The following is an 18,626-nucleotide window of genomic DNA, read 5'->3' on the forward strand; positions in this document are numbered from 1 at the left end:
AATAATGCCTAATCATATGTTAAATATTATCGAATTTAAAACTGAAGATATTGATCATGCAAGTGCTATTATTGAGTCAATTAGTAATGAAAATAATAAATTCGATTTTAATAAATTAATTCCTAGCCCTAAATATTTGAAGGTGTTGGAAGAAAAGAATAGTTCTTGTCATGTTGAGGAAGACAGTGATTGGAATTATAAACATTGGAAGTCACATTGGAACGCTTTGCATAGTAAATTCAAAGTTGAGGAAAGACCTTATTATGCTTACGGTAGAGTGGAGTTTATCACTTTAAATATTATTCCATATCCAATATTCATCGCGTTATCAGAGAAGTACCGTGAAATCCGCTTTAAAGTAAAATTTGCTGACCAATATGCTTTTGGTTGTGATTGTGGATTTCTAGTCTTTCAGAATGGACTGGAAATTGACTGTCATGTGTCACCTAATGAATTTGAGTCAGATGAGCAATACTCGTATTGGCTAGATATCGCAATGAGTGTTTAATAATTTTTCAGCTCAATCGTTAGAATGCAAGCAACCCCCCTTAAAATCTAGACGTTGCTTGCATCTTTAGTTAGATCAAAGTTTTACCTTGTGCAATCCAGCCTTTCCTTGACCACCAAAAATTAACCCACCATCATTTGTGATATAAAATGTGCCTTTCTCCCTTTTGCTCATTTGTATGGCTGTGTTGCCTTCAACGCTATGATTCATTACATTCGATTTCTCATGAGTTGCGGCCAGTTTAATCACATCAAAGCCGAATTAGTATGAAGTAAATATATCGTATCGTGATGACAATATCTTCTTTTCAAGAACACACCTCAGTACCAAGATAATTACGGTCATTCAATATTAAGTGGCAGGCAAACGAGTGGAGATGTGTATCATAGTTGCTATTTTTTGTGCGCAAATTTGTGTCGGTAAGCTCAGGGTTTTACCTCGGCTTTCTAATGCTGGCCTATACTTTCTGAGTAGAACTCGCAAAGTTTGGACTTAATTAAGAACTCACTCTCGCAAAAGGTATTTTATGGACAAAGTATTCTTTCTTGCTTACCTATGTAAAGTTCCTTCGTTAAAAATCTTATCCAAAGTGGTCAATTTGGCGAGGGGTCGTAAGGTGGTCATCTTTATAGAAGATTATCGGCGCAGTGATGAACACGTTTTTACTAACTTTTTACGCTCTGATCCCAAGCATATTGAAGACCGCATAGTAGAACTCCAAAACTGGACTGAAGAAGTGGCCAGAAAAATATCAGAGTATTGTACAAACGAAGAGATTGAAATTCCCGCTATCGAATTTACACCACTGGAGGGATCGCATTGGATAAAGTCCCTTGCTTCTAATTTAGAGAAGGGCGCTGCGGAGTTACTGCTAGTCGATCATATTGCCAAACCGATAGATGAAAGATTGTTAGAAAAATTGGCCACACTGGATGTTGATGTTCTTATGCTACAGAAATCTTTTTGGTCGGCTTCGCTTAACGTTGTTTGCGCTATTGATCCATTACATCAGGGAGACAAACAGGCATCGGTTGATTTGTCTATTGTGGAGAGAGGTAAGCGATGGCAGGATAACTTGGGTGCTCGTGTCACTTTGGTGTATTGTCGTCATGTTGCCCCCTACCTAGTAAAATACAAGTCACAAATCCTGCAAGAGCAAAAACTTCACATACAGGAATTTCTGTATGAACATCACTTAAATCATTTTTCTCTACGGCTCTTTGATGGAAACCCTGAAGTAAGCTTGCCTAAGGCAGTACGAACACTAAAAGCCAATGTATTGGTTATTGGCGCGTGTAAGCGCAGCGCCGTATCTCGATTTTGGTCTGGTAGCACTGTGGATATTTTGTTAAAACAGCCCCCATGTGATTTATTGTTAGTCAATGGAACTCGCTTTTTGACTTAAATGGATGTCACGGTTCGCAGTAGAGCGTGAATTTGTTTATCATCAGCAATACTGAACGCCATTATGTCGTTGCCCAATCGTTGCTAGAGCCAAATATCAGTAGCTAGTTAATCATATTAGGAAAGGTGAACTTGTTGTCAAAGTATAACTAAATCGGGACAAGTAACGCTGATGAATAAATAAGCAAATGATAAGAACACTCTTGAAAAATTCGACTCTACACCTTTAATTAAAGTCAATCGAGTCGCATAGTTATAACACTTCTACATATTAATGTCGCAAAAAGCAGTGGCCTTGTAAGCCATAGACTCATTGAGGGAGAACATATGCAACCCCCAAAGATACCTGACAACGAAGCAGAACGCTTACATGCATTAAGAGCGCTTGAGATATTAGATACCACGCATGAAGAACGCTTCGATCGCGTTACTAGAATGGCCAAACGTATGTTTGGTGTTCCAATCTCATTGGTTAGTCTTATAGATGAAAACCGTCAGTGGTTTAAGTCCGCTCAAGGCTTGGAGGTAACTGAAACTCCAAGAGCAATTTCTTTTTGTGGGCATGCAATAAATAATGACGGACTATTTATCATTCCCAATGCGATTGACGATAAAAGGTTCTGTGACAATCCTCTGGTGACTGACGATCCTAATATTCGTTTTTACGCAGGATATCCTCTTAAACTGAGACAAGGGATCAATATTGGTACTCTATGTTTAATTGATAGTGTGCCAAGAGAGATGGACGAAGAAGATCGTTTACTTCTGCAAGATTTGGGGGCAATGATTGAGCAAGAAATACAGTCGGTTCAAATGGCAACCTTAGATGAACTTACTATGATTTCAAACCGTCGTGGCTTTTTGTTATTGGCAGACCATACCTTAAAGATGTGCAAGCGCAAAAACCTCAAAAGCTCTATCCTCGTGTTCGATTTGAACAAGTTTAAGCCGATCAATGATACCTATGGTCACCATGAAGGCGACTATGTACTAAAAGAATTCGCAATGGCACTTCTTGAAACATTCAGAGAGTGTGATGTCATAGGCCGATGGGGCGGTGATGAATTTGTGGTATTTCTTACGGATACAGAATCAAACTCAGTAACGCGCATTCTGGCCAGATTTAGCGATAAGATAGTGAAATTAAACCAAGAAATTAATAAACCTTATCGTATTGAATATAGCTGCGGTGTCAGTCATTACAGCTATGATAGCCCGCTATCGATAGAAAAAAGGATAGAAGAAGCTGATAATGAAATGTATAAGGAAAAGCGTACGCGCTAAATTAAAAAGATAGTGCAGCGACAATGCGGCAATCATATCGATTTAGGTACGTTGGATTCGAAGCAGAGATGGTAATGTTGTAGATTAGTTAATGTTGTTTCGCACCTCTAATCCTGTATTTTTAGTCCATTTTTATCAAGTTTTAACCAAACCGCATTGTTAATTGGTGCTCTCAAATCATCACGATGTTGGCAAAATATGACTACTGTTCCACCTGCTTCAACCAGTCGATTGATTGCAGTTATACTATTCACGCTAATATTGTTAACATCGTCAATCACATAAGTACAGATTGTGTCAGTTATCTGATCTGAAATATCTACGGGTTCTGGATTGGTAGGGGCAACCATTTGGGAGCAATTAATAACCACAACATTTATACCATCAGCCTCTAATACGGAAGCCAACCCCGACTTTCCAGTCCCAGTGTCCCCTTCGATTGCAATCAGCTTGGGTTTATGATTGTAAATCATGTCAGCTAGAACATGGCTCAATACCTTTACGTGATCGGCAAAATCAATAATTTCTTCCGTTGGGTTTAAGGGACATACATGGTAAATGGCACTAGTGCTACTGGCAGTTATCTTTCTTTCTGACATCTGATTACCTGTTGTTTTATAATTGGATAGAGTCGTACCTGGTAATTTTTTCTACATTATTAGTTTAGTAAAATTTGGGAGACCACGTGTATTGATCTACTACAGCTAAATTAAACACTGAACGAAGTGATGCTACCGTACTAGTTTAATTCATGGATAGTCTCCTTGATTAAAAGTTCTTAGTCGTTTTTGTTCGACTTCTTCTCAGTCTCACCTAGCTGAAGCGTTTATGCCCAAAAATCATCTAGCGGAAGCATTTTGACCACGTTCTCTTGTCAGTTCTTGGCCTAGTTCCCCTTATAGCAGATTATGATTCTAGTTGTGTATTTGGGCTTTTACAGACATGTTCAGCAATTTGTTTGAATTGAAATCTAAAAACGTGTGAGAGCAATGTGTTACAAAGGCCGTATCTGTATTTCCTAAAAATGTTTTAAAGGAAATGTCCGTTAAAAGAACACTGTTATGTCCAGTGTATATAAGGAGTATTTAAAGAGTGCAGTTCATTCATACCGACCTTGGTCAAAGGAAACGCGGGGAAATTGTAGAAATTACCCTGACAAGTGGTGCTAACGTCCGATTGATGGATAGCTCAAATTTCAATAGCTACAAAAATGGTAGGCGTCATCGCTACACTGGTGGGCTTGCAAAAAAATCACCAGTTCGGTTGCAAATTCCTTCCTCTGGGCATTGGCATGTTGCAGTAGATATGCAAGGACTCAGAGGTAATACAAGGGCGTCTGTTCGGGTTCTGCCTGGCGCATTACCAGATATACAAGAACGCCCTTTAAGCGAAGTTCCAAGCCTTGTTCGAAAAGACATCCCACCGAAAACAGAGACTGGTTTAGAGGTTCACGATGTATTTATATCCCATGCATCTGAAGATAAAGATGAATTCGTTCGTCCACTTGCAAACGCTCTCATCAATGAAGGATTAAATGTATGGTTTGACGAAATGACACTTCGCATTGGCGATAGCCTCAGACAAAAAATAGATAAGGGCCTAGCGAGCAGTCGAGTAGGTCTAGTTGTTTTGTCTCCAGCCTTTATCAGCAAGGGCTGGACCAACTATGAGTTAGATGGAATTGTTACCCGAACAGTATCTGGTGAACAAATTCTTCTACCAATCTGGCATAACATTACCAAACAACAAGTAATGGATTTTAGCCCATCAATAGCAGATAAAGTGGCCCGCAGCACAGCAACACATACTATCGAAGAGATCGCTACGGAAATATCTGAGTTAATAAAGTCCAAGACATAACCAATCTAGGTATTGCGACGTACACCACATGCGCCTTAGGTTCCATTACGTGGGCGCGTATGATGTAAGCGTTAGGCGAACTAAGAGAGCAAATGGATTCTGTTCTAAGATTAGAGCTGGACAATACTCTGTTTCAGATGGCAGCTCTATTGTGAAGAAGGTTCGAGTTAATATGTACGAGGTTCTGGAGGGAAGCATTACTTAGTTCCAGTGAACAGCCACCGACTTTAGCTGCGACTAAACAATATGTATCTAATGGTTCAAATCTAATTGCTCAACATAGTTTGGCATCGAAAGATGAACGTAAACAAAGTAAAAAATGAATTTAATTCCTATTTAGCGTCAGAAGCAAAAACTGGCTGAAACATTCTTGCCCCATTTCCGCTTAGATCTCTTGTTCGTAACATTTCAAATCATCCTAATTTGACCCAATTTATTTAATGCTCCATTATGTGTCAAGTTGACTACTGTTCTAGCTCATAGGTGGATTAATAAGTTGGGAACAGGTCACTCCACCCAACGTTTTGGTAGAAATTTTAAAAACCGTATAAGGCGTTGCGGTACATGAATGTAAGCACAGTGTTTCCATATATTGAAAGCTCTGAAAAATAAGTTTCAGATAAATTAAAATTTAACAAGTCAATGCAATGAAAGGAATCTTCCAATGGATGTTCTACAAAAGTTAGATGTGCGTAAAGCATTTAAATTGCGTGTCCATGAATCAAATGGGAATGCATTCGAAGATTTGTTTTGCGATGTGATGCGTGCGTCAAACAAGAACTTTAAAAAAGTAAAGCCACAAGGGCGCATTGGTGACAGAAAAAATGATGGATTTATCCAATTGGAGGGAAAATACTACCAAGTATATTCCCCTCAATCTCCGGTTGGAAATCCTACTTCCGCCACTTCAAAGCTTGAAGAAGATCTAGATGGTCTAATTGCATATTGGGGTAATGAGCATAACTATGAAATTAGACACTTCTACTTTGTGTTTAATGATAAATATCATGGTGCCTATCCAGAAATTTACACGACACTTAGTAGCCTTAAGAGTAAGTACAACCTTGAAGTTTGTGATGTATTTCTTGCTTCAGAGCTAGAAGACATTTTCATGGATTTGCCAGAGGACAGTATCGCTTCAATTTGTGGTTATTATCCTAAATCAGAGGATATTGGATTTATCGACAATTCAATTGTTGCAGAAATTGTAGGTTATGTATCTACGAATTATAGAGGGTTTTCTTCATCTGAACCCAATGAACCCCCTGATTTTTATAACAAGATACACTTTAATAAACTGGGCCAGAGAACTGCGATGCATCTTAATGTAGGGGCTTATCAAGTAGGCTATGTTGAAGACTACTTTAGAACCAATAGTAAATTTTCTCGCCAACAGTCTAGAGACTCGTTGCATAAAATGTATCAACACTATTTAAAGACGAATAATACGGAAGTTGCGACGGCTATAGGTTTATCCCAGTCCGATATAGTTTTTAAGAATATGGTTGATGAAATGCTACCAGAAAATTTGTCTAATATGCAGAGGCGTGATTACGAAAGAAATGTAATCGCTATTATGGCTTTCTTTTTTGAAGCATGTGACATTTTTGAGGAACCACCACAAAATTATGATCCAAAGGTGATTAAAAATGCTTAGTCCTCAAAAACACATACGATTATCTGAGTCGATTTTGGGGCTAGGCGCGAATATTCTAAATTTACTGTCTCGTCCACAAACCCCAGAACAAATCTATGACAAGTTAAAGAACCTCAACTTACTCATTAGTCATGATTTTGAACATATCATTTTAGCGTTAGATTTCTTATTCGCATGTGGAGCGGTTGAGTTGAATGAACAAGGAAAAGTAGTCAAATGCAGTTAATTTCTCTAGAAGCAAATAAGCCATCTTTTAATACTGTTTATTTTAACCCCAAAGGGTTAACTCTAATTATTGGAAAAAGCACATCAGCTGATAAAAACAATACATATAATGGTGTTGGGAAATCTTTGTTGCTCCAGATCGTAAACTTTTGCCTTGGCTCCAACAAAATCCCAGCATTTGAACAGTATTTGTCGGAATGGGAGTTTACTCTTAACTTCAAGATTGGTGATAAAACATTTAACGCAAAGCGTGCTGCAAAAACTCAGAACAAGATTTACCTAAATAATAAGGAGTTCGGACAAGCAGCTTTTAATGCTGAAATGGAGCGGATGCTTGTAGATATACCTAAAGACTCACCATATCTTACTTTTAGGAGTGTTTTTTCACGTTTCTATCGTACAGGTCGGAGAAGTTATGTATCAAGCCTCGTAACTGCGAAAGAACAGCCATTTTCATCCTTGGTGAATAATGCCTTCTTGCTTGAATTGGACCTTGATTACGTCTATGAAAAACGAAACACGCGGAAGCGTTACCAAGAGCTAGAAAAGTTCGAAAAATCGTTCAAAAAAGATCCTGTAATAAGGGAGTACTACACTGGTGATTTGGATGTTGAATTTGAGATTTCTCGCTTAACACAAGATATAACGAAACTAGAATCTGACATTAAAAACTATAATGTGGCAGAAAACTATGCGGCGATTCAAGTAGAAGCAGATGATATGGCTGAAAAAACTGTCGCAAATTAAAAATAGGCTTTATTACTTAAAAACTAGTATCAAAAATATTAGGCACAGCATGAGCTTATATCAGGATATGGACTTAGAGAAAGTTTATAGTCTTTATGGTGAAATTACTGATCTGTTTAAAGAAGGCACGCTAGAAACACTCGAAAATGTCACTGCATTTCACAAAAATATTCATATCAAACGAAGTGAACGATTAGCTAAAGAGCTAAAAAAGTTATCTGCTACACGTTTGGAAGAAGAAAAAAGAAAAGATGAATTGCAGAAGGCTTTTGATGAAACAATGAAGTTGCTGGCAAAAAGTCGAGCATTGGACTTTTTCGTGGCGATCAATGCCCAATTAACAAAACTAAAGAACAAGCTTTCCAAACTACAAGATTACAAGAATATCTTGTCACATTCTAAAAAAGAAATGGCAGGGGCGCTAAAGGAATTATCAGGTCAAGAAGTAAATACAATCGAATATTTAGAAGCTTACAAAGAGCAAGAGCATCCTGTCTATCTTGGATTCGGCGAGTTGGCGAAAGAGTTTTATCCTCAAGTTCCTGCTGGCATTTCAATTCAAAATAATGAGGGCAACAACCAAGAACGATTCAAAATCAGTGCGAAAATTCAAAATGATGCTTCAGATGGAATTAACGAAGTTAAAATATTTTGTTATGACTTAAATAATTTAATTAATTCCAGAGTTCACCGTTTTCAAAGCATTTTTCATGATAGTAGGATGTTCAGTGATATAGATCCCAGACAAAGAGCAGTATTGTTGCAGCTTGCCCACAAATTAACGATGGCATCTGACAAACAATATATAGCGACTATTAACGAAGATCAGTTAACTTCGCTAAAGGATGTTCTTGCTGACGACGAATTTGAAGAAATATATGGCATGGTAAGACTAGAGTTAAGAGATGACTCTCCTGAATCTAAGTTACTTGGTGTTCAGATCGATATGCAATACGAAAAAGATTAAAATTTATTAAGCAAAGCAATCGGACGACTTTCAGTCGTCCCTGCTTGGGGTGTCACAGATAAATTTCCTAATTAATTCGCTCACCAGTCGAGCGGTAGTACTAAAACAGTTTTGTCCATAAGTTAGCTCTGCGTTTTCGAGTTGTAATTTTGCTATTAGGTCACACCATTGCCTGTTTAATTCGAATACTTCAACCAAATAGCTACTGCACTGAGTTAAAACTGTTGGCTGAGAACAGTCACAGACTTGATCTGTTGCCTGATTGCTCCATATTTACGAGTTTTTCTTTCAACTTCGAGATAGGAACAGGGCGACTTAGAAAAAAACCTTGAGCTTGTCCGCACTCTAACTCATCTAGAATACGTAGCTGTTGAGGCGTTTCTATACCCTCGGCAACGACTTGAATACCGAATCCTTTCGCTATATCAATAATGCCTGAAGTAATCGCTCTTGAACGATAGTTAACCGTGATGTCTTTGATGAAGCTTTGATCTATCTTGATTTCATCTATTTCTAACTTATTAAATATTTCGAAGGAGGTATAGCCAACCCCAAAGTCGTCAATCGAGAATGCTACGCCAGATTGCTTAAACTTTTTCACTAGATTTGCACATTGTTCAATATTGTTTAGCATGGCCGTTTCTGTAATCTCGAAACAAAGATATCTAGTAAACTCAGTATCTTGCCTTAGATAAGCTTCGATTTTCTCCATGTCTTCTACACTATTTATCTCGGTAGCAGAAATGTTTACTGATACGCTCTGAACTTTATACCCTAGGAGCTGAGCTTCTTTAAGTTGCTTTGATGCTTGCCTCATAACCAGTTCTGTCAAAGCACTACACAGATTGTTTTCTTCAGCTAACTTGATAAATAGTGCTGGTGAAATATCTCCGTATTGATGATGTTTCCATCGCGAGAGCACTTCCACTCCCGTAACCCTTTTGTCTTTCAGCGCATACTTAGGTTGAAAAACGATCTGTATTTGCTCCTCTCGTATTGCGTTGCGAAGGTCATTAATCATTTCTTGTTTTTTGAAATCCTGCTCAGCGAGTTTTTTATCGTGGTAGCGAATCGTATTTTTTGTCTTTTTCGCTTGGGTTAGGGCATATTTGGCCGAAGACATGAGCTGTTTAACACTTCTTCCATCAACGGGATAGAGTGCAACGCCGATAGAACATGTGACATCAATACCATGATGTTGTGAGTGTTCGTTGAATTGCCTTTGAACACGAGCTAAATGTGTATCAATCTGGTTTTTGTCACGCATGCGAATCAAACACGCGAACCCATCAGTGTGAATACGCGATGATAAAAGTGGGAAGACGCTCTGAGAGTCGATAGTTTGTGCGATGTCTTTTAAAAACAGACTGCTTTTTTCAAAGCCCAGTTGATCGGCAACAGGCTTGAAGTTGTCAATATCAAGAAGAAAGAGTACATAATGCTCAGGTTCACTCACACCACTGATTTTTTGCTCTAAATAGCGAAAAAAGACGAGAGGGCTATGAAGACCAGTCACATAATCGACATCATACGCCTGCTGAAGCTCTCGGTTGTTCCGTTTTATTAGCACCCACAGCAATAGAGAGGTTACAACGATAAATAGTATTCCCTTTAGTGATTGAACTAACGAATACACACCTAGACTTCCAGGTAACAGTTCTATCGCTTTATCGGAGAATAAAATCCAGAGTGAGGCAAATACAAAGTAGTGAAGAACTAATTTTTCGGAAGAGTGTGAGTTTTTTTCATATCTATCACGGTGGTATCAAGTCAGTAGTTATTGCGTAAAATGACAAATAACCATTATTGATAAACTCTTACCATGAAGGACAATGTTTATCAATGTAAAGAGTAAGTTTTTCATGATGTTAGCTCTTAGGAGGGGCGTATAACATTGGTTGAGGTCTAACGTGTCGGTGCTTTGCAATGGTAAGTAGCGATAGTAAGTCATACTGCCACTGGTTATAGTCTGCTCTTGGCCGCTACCATACAAGATGAATCATCACGGCTTGACATATTTATCGTGCGCTCAGACAAATTGATATTTACTAGGGGAGTTATCCAGTATCTGACGATATGAGAGGTATTGCGGATAATGGGGCTTTACTCATGTCTTTATTAATCTACTAGAGAAACACAGCCAGCGTTTTCACGCTGGCATTAGTCAATCTGGGGAAAGATTAACGTAGAGAGAAAGCCTGAACTTTATGAGCGTCAATTTACTTGCACGTGATGTAGCCAGTCGTGAAGCGAAAAAGAACACCAAAACGCATTCTCTTTGGAATCGTTAACGCCATCATCAAAAAGATAAAGCATTAACGGTACGTCTTCGTTAACCGTCTTTAAGCTAGACTTATGTACAGCAAAAACTACATTTAGAATATCGTCATCGCTTTCAATTTGACTTACGAACATTTTTGAAAAAGTTGCTTTGATTGCGAAACCATCACTCAGTTTTTGATGCGATAAAAGTACAAGGTTCATAGACTGAGCGAACGCAAGACAAAGATCGAGTGGGGTATTCACATGTAAATTTCTTCCGTTTAAACGGAGGTTTGGCGTATTTGAGCCTGCATGATTGAATGAATAGAAATGAGAGCTAAACTGTGTTTGATTGGTTTTAATGCTTTCCATGATAAATCCTCAATAAACTTACCCCACCGAACTCGTTTATTGTAGATTTATTTTATGACACGTCGGGGTGTTTAACGTGTCTGCAATTAAATTATAATCGACGGTTTTAAAAGTCAATGGATTTTTTGCAAAAAAGAAAAATGATAGCATTTTAATTATTTAATCATCCGCATCGAGTTCTTCATAATCGATAAGATGCATGTTTCTATCAATCCGTTTTAAATCTTCAAAAGCAAAAATCTTTTTAGCAAGCCTAAGCGTATCGTAAGGTTCGCTGGTATTTGCCAAGATGGTGTCTTTGCTGTGGGGAACGTGGACAAACTCAATGCTTCCAAACCTCGTTTTATAAAAGCCTGATGTACCTGTTGTTGCCAGAATCAAAACCATTGGCACCTGAGAGATCACACTCCACCTTGATAGGGCATCTTCGAACGAGATGTAACACAGCTCACCTTCACGTAAGGATAAGGCCAGTTGGTCAAAAAACTCAGGAGGCAGCGTCGAACGTAAGTAAACAAATCGTTCATAATCGATGTTGATGATGTAGTCATGCTTTGCGATGATCTGCTCGATATCATTACTTCTAAAAATTGAGCAGATCTCTTCACGTTTATAGATAAACTTTTCAGTACGTCGATACTGCATTTCGAAAATCATTTTCATAGATTAAAAGTCACAATGATTTAAACTGATCTGAATGATTACATATTAGTTTGCAGTGAATCAAGTGAAGTAACATCACGATGATAAACATAAAGTACAGATGGATACGCATTTGTGTTTAGACTGATGTTATACCTCCTATATTTATTGTTTGTTTTATAATCTCTCTGGCAATCAAAACCAAGTTTATACAGAAAGTCATTTATCGCTCGTGTTCGATAACTTTTAGACTGTGATTCGGAAGTGATGGGTTTTAACATTGTTTTCATGTTACTTAGTTTTTTACAGAGTTTAGAATTGTTATTTAATATCTGGTTGATGATATCATAAGCATGATAATAACTTGACTTAGATATCGATTGATTCTGGTTGATATTATCAATAGAAATTTCTAACGTTTTAAAAATAGTATCCATCAGTTCATAAAGGTCGTTACATGGTGTTTTCTTCGTGCGCCATTCCATATATTTCTGTAAATGTTCGAGTAAAGAGGCTTGGTCTCTAGAAAATGAAATCGCCTCGTTGGTTAGAGAATCAATTGGGATGCGCAGCCTTTCAGAAATCACTCTTTTTTCTGCTGCACAGAGTTGTAAGTTATTCGCTTGGCCTGAATGGATGACTTGATTTGCTTCATTCAGGTCACTAACGTGCTCGGGTGCCTTGTAGATAGATTCGTTGACAGAGGCTTTGTAAGCTTCTGTAATTTGCTTTTGCAACAAGGATTCACGGTAACGTTGTGCTGCAGAACACTCTTTGATTTTAACTCGAAAACCTAAACCTTCAGCCGTACGTTGTAGAGATAACGGCATATTGTGACGCGTATGTGTGGAAATATGATGGATAAGGTACTGCATATACTCAAAAGAAAAGGACTTGTTGAGTGGCTCACCATTGGTATTCATGTTTTTGTTCTGATAGCAAGTCACATGGTCTTTCTGTACAGCGAAAATAATTTCTTTGGCTTGGCGAAACCTGCGTCCCATTTGTATCAGTTCTTTGGGCATGAGTATGCTATGTGATACCACCAAAACCTTGTCGGTGTAATTCGCCTCGATACTGACTGCTGAATCAATATAAGGTGAGTACAAGATTTTTTTGTACAAGAAGCACGAATCGTTTGGGTTGGCTAAAAATTTCTTCACGGCATCTTTGTTACGGGTATCAGCCGTAATCACGAGGTATCCAGCTTCTAGCGCTTTTTCAGCGCAGCCTTTACCCGAAGATTGAAAACCCATCGAAAACAAATATTGGTACAACGCCTCTTTCTTATCGAAAGCCATCACTTTATAAGGATTGTGTCCACCCCCGATTTCGTTCAGTACTTCGTCTCTATTCGTGATTGTGATATTGATGTCGGAGTATCTTCCGCCTTCTACTTTATACAGCTGATAATCTTTAATTCCTGTAGATGCAATCAGTTGGCCTGTGATGCAGTTTGTGCTGTCTGCATCCATCATGATGACATGTTTAGCATCAGTAATGACCGTTCTTATTGCATCAAAGGACTTTGCTTTCAGTAAATCACTATTGTAATGACTGCCATCAATGGATATAAATCCTTTTTCACTTTCATCGAAGATAACTAAATCGCAGCGGAGTACATACTGAAGCATCTTGGGCAGCGAGTTAGTCGTTGAAACGATGAGCTGTGCATTCTCAAGCTTCTCTAGCGATTGGGTATTGTGGCTTGCTTGCTTCGCATGTGGTAAAAGCTTTGAAATCTTATTATTCATGTTACTATTGATGGCATCCTTATGGGAAATGGTAGCAATTTTTAAGTTTGGATTGGTCTTAAGTCGTTGGCGAAGATAATGGTCAATGACGTAGGTGGTTTTTCCAACACCAGTTTCAGCAGAGATAACATTAACGCGGTTTAACGCTAACTCGATTTGGTTTAAACAGGAAACTTGCTTAGCGCTTGAAAAATCCAGGGAGAGTTTGATTGCTTCCACCTCTTGTTCATTGATGGACGTTAACTGACGGACAATGTCATGACTACTGATGTTGAAGAGTGTTGAAGCGAAGAATATTGCGGATTCAATCGATACAAATGCGCTGTGAACTGCCTGTTTGAGTTGTTTTAGAGCATGTTCTATTAACTCACTATTATTATCGGTTAATCGGCATGCATGAGAAATAAGGTACACCTCTTGAAGCAAAGGTATCATGTTAAGTGAATCGATGGAATGGCCTGAAATTAACAATTCCTTTTTAAAATGAATGGAAGCGGCTATAGCATCAATCATATCTTGTACGCTAGTAGACGCATAAATCGCTATCGAACTGACCCAGTTTTGGTAAACAGGGATAGTAGAGAGTACTTCACTCGGAAGTTTCATGGCTAAATCATCACGGGTACTAGTACTTGTTATAATATCATTTTCATTCTTAGTGACATGTAGTTTGATGTTTTTAAATTCCGTTGCGCCACTAATATTTTTATAAAAATATTCCACTGTTTTATTCTCATTTAATTAGTTTTATAAAATTCTAATTAATAAATAATGATAAGATCAATCAATTTTTTTAATTTTTTATCGATATTGATTTATGGTTTATATTTCAATTGTTTAAGTGGTTTGGTTTTTATATTTAATTTATAATATCTCAGAGTATTTAAATTTAAATAGAAAATGAAAGTAATTTAGATGTGTTTAAGATATTTATTTTTAAATATCCATCTCATGATTAATAAGACTGAATCTGTAGCTAAGTTCGCTTCAAGAGGGAGAGGTTACTTAAGTGCTATGGGGTTATAAAAATGGATCGACTTCTCATTTAGTATGTAAAATAAATGAATGTGTGGGCACTGAGTCAACAGTTCTAACCTGAGAGTCTAACGTAACATCTCAACACCGAATGCTGCATGCGTTAGCATGCTAAACGTATTGGTGATTCCATTGAACGTCAATTCACCGTTACAAGGTAAACCACGAATGTGTCCACTTCTCTTAAGTATATATAATAATATAAATGGGGAAGTGGACACTGAGTGACAAGTCATAACTAAAGAGTCTTAAGCGGAACCTCAACATCGAATACTGCATGCGTTAGCATGCTAAACGTATTAGTGACTCCATTGAACGTCAATTCACTGTTACAAGGTAAACCGCGAATGTGTCCACTTCTCTTAAGTATATATAATAATATAAATGGAGAAGTGGACACTCAACATCAAGCGTTCAATTGATATCCCACCTCAAAGCCACCATACTCTTGTCGATATACTCGCTCTTCGAGCGAGAAGTTCAATTGGATGGTTACTTGCCAATAAACAGATAGTAATTGTTCCAACAATGAACTCGTGGTCAACTAAATTCGTTTAAAAGAGTTGTGCTAGTCAACGCCGATGGAGTATTAATGGTATTTAACCTTAGGCTAAAGGTTACTACCCTCAATAACTTCATCCGTTTTAAAATCTTTCTTAGTAAGACTGGTGCCATTGTCACTATTGTACTTTTCTATTGCTGCCGCCAGCTCGCGTGACGCTTTACCTTGAGACCTTTCTTTAAAAATCTCGTCTCCTACTTTAAATTTGACGAGTGGCGCTCTCTTACGCTGAGTGGTGGCAGAAGATTTCGAGCCAGACAAACTCTTTTGCTTGTGGGAGAGTTCTTCAGGGATCTCAATACCAATGGCTTTCAACGCTTGTATGGCCGTCTCAACTTTTTTAATCTCTTCAGCAGATTTTAGTTCTTCTATGATATATCCAACTCTATCACAGATAGCTTCTAGTTCGATAAGAGATAGCTGCAACCCTCTGATATTATTGCGATTACTAAATATTTCTATTGCTGCTTCTTGCTTTTCAGTAAGTGTCATTAGGTTTTTATTCCTATTAAATTTGCAATGGATAGAAACCTAATTTTAAACGAAACTAAAAAAGTGTGTTAGTTTTTAATAATTAAAAATTTTTCTTGATTTATATTTTTAATTTTATATTTACAATGGGTTTTTAATGTGGTTTATTAAAACCATATTAAAACACTACCTGGAGTTTAAAAGTTATGAATTTAAAAAGATGTAAATACGTGTATAACAATCCTAATTTGAAAGTTATTAAAAAACCTTTAAATGATGATTTAAATCTCGTTGAGGATTTAAGAGGAGAGAGACTTATAATTTCAGATAGCGAAGCTTTACTAAAAGCAAACAGTTTAACTGTAGAAGATCAACGTCGGATTTTTAAATCAAGATCATCAAACCCCAGCAACTGTTTTTCTGGCCACAGGTCTTTTGGTCAACGTAACGCTAGAACCAGCGAGTATCAATCAACTTTCCCAAAACAAACTGATAAAGAGTCTCGGGTTCCTGGTCTCTTTGGTTGTAATCGCTATAAATCAAAGAGAATCCAACAAGTAAAAGACACTGAAAGTTTTTGCTTTTTTTAAAATGAAGTAAGGAGAGGGGATGAATAAACAGCATCAATGCGAGCATATGCCGCAAGAAGTTCAAGTGTATCGCACAGATCATTACACAGCGGATAAGAAATGGTTTTTGTTTATTTCTGAGACAGCAAAAGAGATGGACCTTGAACTAAGCCATGAAATTAATGAAGTCGGTGAATTGCTTTGGCAAACCGCGTTTAACATAGTTCATTGTCCTTATTGTGGCTTAAAGCTAGAAACCACACAACAGAATATAGGTCACTTTCACAAGGCCGTTAACTATAAGCTTCTTTAGCCTATTAGCAATTGATGTTGTCCTGCTTATAAGCAGGACTGGGTGCCTATTATTGAGCGTGGAGTATGCGAAAAATCAGAAAACGTTAAAAATCAAAATTATCGCGAATGTATCAAATCGCAAATTCATATGACAGTAACAAAAACCATCGAGTTAAAGCATCGGGATTCTCACATAGACACAGCGAATCGTATAGCAGCCAAGTCTAAGCTGCTAGTTGATTGGTATAATTTTAGTTCCAACTGCTCTGCAATTACCGTCCCACTATGACTAGGTCACGGTCAATCTGTTTATTGCCTGTTCTCTTGAGCGACTTCCAGTAAAGTACGGTAATTGCCCTGGTGATATTGTTAAGGCTCAATTTACGATGGCTCTCGTGGAGGTGAGCTAATAACATACCAAAATTGTATTTTGTCGCCATTGTTGCTAAATGTTTCTGGAATGTTGTAATCTGATTGCGCTGACATGTTCAGTTTTGCGATAATTTAATTCAAAAAGGAAGGCCTACATGAATATACAATTGGAGGTCGTGTTTGTCTTGCTCTTGTTTATGCTACTCGTTTGGCTAATTCCGATGATATTAGTTTTAAAATCAACTAGAACACATGGGAAAGAAAAACTAGGTTGGCTAATAGCGATGGTTTTCATCTCTTGGTTAGCTTGGGCATTATATTTAGTTTTTGCTCCACTAAAGCCAAATGTTAAACGCTTTAGAGAGTAACACTGACCCCCAGTGGGATATTTTCAGGCGCGTAGAGTATTTTTGGCTTGTTTCACGTTGTCTTTGGACTATCCAGAACCAGTTTAATGATGTCTGCTGGAGAACGCCGCTATTTATCAAAAGCTTTTATTGAGCAGTTCGGCTGATACATTTTGGAACATTATATGTACTCAATATTTTTATGGATTTATTATGTCACGCAGTCAACGCCTACTAGAATTACACCAACTACTTCGACGCTATAGATATCCAGTCTCTGCTGAGGAATTAGCTAATCGGTTTAATGTCTGTGTGAGAACTATCTATCGAGATATTGCAACTTTGCAAGCACAAGAGGCAGATGTCGAAGGGGACGCTGGGCTTGGGTTTGTTTTAAAACAGAGCTTTGATTTACCCCCGATGATGTTCAGCGTAGAAGAGCTTGAAGCCCTAAGATTAGGAGCTGAATGGGTAGCAAAGCAGGCAAACGGAGAATTTAGTGAAGCTGCTATTAATGCACTTGCTAAGATTTCATCAGTTTTGCCTTCAGAGCATGAAGCTAAGCATACTGAGAGTATCGTTAGAATTGCTTCAGCCTTCAAAGCACCATAACTTTTAATTAAGCTAACTGATCTAAAAAACGATACAGAAAGGGCATAAAGCCGAAATATTTTACGAAGATGCAAAAGGAACTATAAACAAAAAGATTGTGTGGCCAATTCTCATAGGTATGTTTGAGCAACACAATATTTTAGTTGCATGGTGCGAAACACGAAACGAGTACCGTAACTTCCGTCTTGATAGAGTTCAGTCTTTCTTGCCGCTTGAAGCTAAATATGAGCGTTCTCGTCAGGCTTTACTTTCAGAGTGGGAAACTCTGGAGGAAATTGATCACAAGCGTTTTCTCTACTGACAAAAATTGTCACTGCCTTCCGTTACATTTATTTCATCAATTCAAAAAGTGAAGGCTTATAACTATGTTATCCATTGACTCCATTGTTTTATATGTAGAGAACGTTCAACTCAGCATGAGTTTTTGTGCGCAAGCATTTGAGTGTGAGCCAAAGCTTTTATCGCCTATCACCACAGCGAGTCAGTATGCCTATTGGCTGGCTAACGCAATCTTTGACTGTCGAACCGTTGGGTAAAATTAATGCTCAATCTAAATATGCTACTGGGTTCAATAAGCCAGAGCAACGGTAGGTTCATACGATTTCATAACGACATAAATATTGGGAATTGGATTGGAGTTGGTGACTTTTTCATGAATATTTGAGCGGTATAACTTTAAAAA

The 18,626-nt window shown here is 37.8% G+C and carries 17 protein-coding genes and 1 pseudogene; 12 read left to right on the plus strand and 6 right to left on the minus strand.

From position 1 onward, the window contains the following. Positions 1-4 precede the first annotated feature (4 nt). From WJM94_RS11120 to WJM94_RS11130, 3 genes are all read left to right on the plus strand, one after another. The gene (locus WJM94_RS11120; protein WP_444494288.1) at positions 5-508 is read left to right on the plus strand and encodes a DUF1281 family ferredoxin-like fold protein; all 504 of its coding nucleotides are present in this window, start codon (positions 5-7) and stop codon (positions 506-508) included. Between the two features lie 526 nt (positions 509-1,034). Next, positions 1,035-1,913, plus strand: coding sequence for a universal stress protein (locus WJM94_RS11125; RefSeq protein ID WP_444494289.1), 879 nt, complete (start codon positions 1,035-1,037; stop codon positions 1,911-1,913). Between the two features lie 326 nt (positions 1,914-2,239). Beyond that, positions 2,240-3,196 (plus strand): sensor domain-containing diguanylate cyclase, encoded by a 957-nt coding sequence (locus tag WJM94_RS11130; protein WP_444494290.1) that lies wholly within the window; start codon positions 2,240-2,242, stop codon positions 3,194-3,196. 107 nt (positions 3,197-3,303) lie between these two features. On the opposite strand, the gene WJM94_RS11135 is transcribed toward WJM94_RS11130, so the two are convergent. Beyond that, positions 3,304-3,795: a hypothetical protein gene (locus WJM94_RS11135; protein ID WP_444494291.1), complete on the minus strand. Its 492-nt coding sequence runs from the start codon at positions 3,793-3,795 to the stop codon at positions 3,304-3,306. A gap of 493 nt (positions 3,796-4,288) precedes the next feature. On the opposite strand from WJM94_RS11135, the gene WJM94_RS11140 reads away from it, so the two are divergent. The 5 genes from WJM94_RS11140 (at position 4,289) to WJM94_RS11160 (ending at position 8,652) form a co-directional block, all read left to right on the plus strand. Next, on the plus strand, positions 4,289-5,056 hold the full coding sequence (locus WJM94_RS11140; RefSeq protein WP_268669531.1) for a DUF1883 domain-containing protein: 768 nt from the start codon (positions 4,289-4,291) through the stop codon (positions 5,054-5,056). Between the two features lie 664 nt (positions 5,057-5,720). After that, a complete protein-coding gene (locus WJM94_RS11145) occupies positions 5,721-6,713 on the plus strand; it encodes an ABC-three component system protein (protein ID WP_268669532.1) in 993 nt (330 codons plus the stop codon). Beyond that, positions 6,706-6,939: an ABC-three component system middle component 6 gene (locus tag WJM94_RS11150; RefSeq protein WP_268669533.1), complete on the plus strand. Its 234-nt coding sequence runs from the start codon at positions 6,706-6,708 to the stop codon at positions 6,937-6,939. Before WJM94_RS11145 ends, WJM94_RS11150 begins: the two co-directional genes overlap by 8 nt. Beyond that, positions 6,930-7,685, plus strand: coding sequence for a hypothetical protein (locus WJM94_RS11155; RefSeq protein WP_444494292.1), 756 nt, complete (start codon positions 6,930-6,932; stop codon positions 7,683-7,685). Before WJM94_RS11150 ends, WJM94_RS11155 begins: the two co-directional genes overlap by 10 nt. Then, on the plus strand, positions 7,654-8,652 hold the full coding sequence (locus WJM94_RS11160; RefSeq protein ID WP_444494293.1) for a DUF2326 domain-containing protein: 999 nt from the start codon (positions 7,654-7,656) through the stop codon (positions 8,650-8,652). The genes WJM94_RS11155 and WJM94_RS11160 overlap by 32 nt, the downstream gene beginning before the upstream one ends. A 238-nt stretch (positions 8,653-8,890) precedes the next feature. Here the strand turns inward: WJM94_RS11160 and WJM94_RS11165 are convergent, their stop codons facing one another. The 5 genes from WJM94_RS11165 to WJM94_RS11185 form a co-directional block, all read right to left on the minus strand. Further along, the gene (locus tag WJM94_RS11165; RefSeq protein WP_444494522.1) at positions 8,891-10,336 is read right to left on the minus strand and encodes a putative bifunctional diguanylate cyclase/phosphodiesterase; all 1,446 of its coding nucleotides are present in this window, start codon (positions 10,334-10,336) and stop codon (positions 8,891-8,893) included. Between the two features lie 530 nt (positions 10,337-10,866). Beyond that, positions 10,867-11,286: a hypothetical protein gene (locus WJM94_RS11170; protein ID WP_258519141.1), complete on the minus strand. Its 420-nt coding sequence runs from the start codon at positions 11,284-11,286 to the stop codon at positions 10,867-10,869. A 159-nt stretch (positions 11,287-11,445) separates the two neighbouring features. Beyond that, the gene (locus tag WJM94_RS11175; RefSeq protein ID WP_258519140.1) at positions 11,446-11,949 is read right to left on the minus strand and encodes a hypothetical protein; all 504 of its coding nucleotides are present in this window, start codon (positions 11,947-11,949) and stop codon (positions 11,446-11,448) included. A 38-nt stretch (positions 11,950-11,987) separates the two neighbouring features. Further along, positions 11,988-14,405, minus strand: coding sequence for a DEAD/DEAH box helicase family protein (locus WJM94_RS11180; RefSeq protein ID WP_444494294.1), 2,418 nt, complete (start codon positions 14,403-14,405; stop codon positions 11,988-11,990). Positions 14,406-15,327: 922 nt separating this feature from the next. Further along, a complete protein-coding gene (locus WJM94_RS11185; protein WP_010430784.1) occupies positions 15,328-15,771 on the minus strand; it encodes a hypothetical protein in 444 nt (147 codons plus the stop codon). Positions 15,772-15,956: 185 nt separating this feature from the next. On the opposite strand from WJM94_RS11185, the gene WJM94_RS11190 reads away from it, so the two are divergent. The 4 genes and pseudogenes from WJM94_RS11190 to WJM94_RS11205 all read left to right on the plus strand — a co-directional run bounded on the left by WJM94_RS11190 (position 15,957) and on the right by WJM94_RS11205 (position 18,245). Then, positions 15,957-16,340, plus strand: coding sequence for a hypothetical protein (locus WJM94_RS11190; protein ID WP_444494295.1), 384 nt, complete (start codon positions 15,957-15,959; stop codon positions 16,338-16,340). 19 nt (positions 16,341-16,359) lie between these two features. Further along, complete coding sequence (locus WJM94_RS11195) at positions 16,360-16,632, plus strand: hypothetical protein (protein WP_444494296.1); 273 nt, start codon at positions 16,360-16,362, stop codon at positions 16,630-16,632. Between the two features lie 508 nt (positions 16,633-17,140). Further along, complete coding sequence (locus WJM94_RS11200) at positions 17,141-17,353, plus strand: hypothetical protein (protein WP_258519085.1); 213 nt, start codon at positions 17,141-17,143, stop codon at positions 17,351-17,353. Between the two features lie 192 nt (positions 17,354-17,545). After that, a pseudogene (locus WJM94_RS11205) lies at positions 17,546-18,245 on the plus strand (helix-turn-helix transcriptional regulator). Positions 18,246-18,626 lie beyond the last annotated feature (381 nt).

The organism is Vibrio sp. YIC-376 (genome assembly GCF_052353105.1).
Lineage (GTDB): Bacteria > Pseudomonadota > Gammaproteobacteria > Enterobacterales > Vibrionaceae > Vibrio.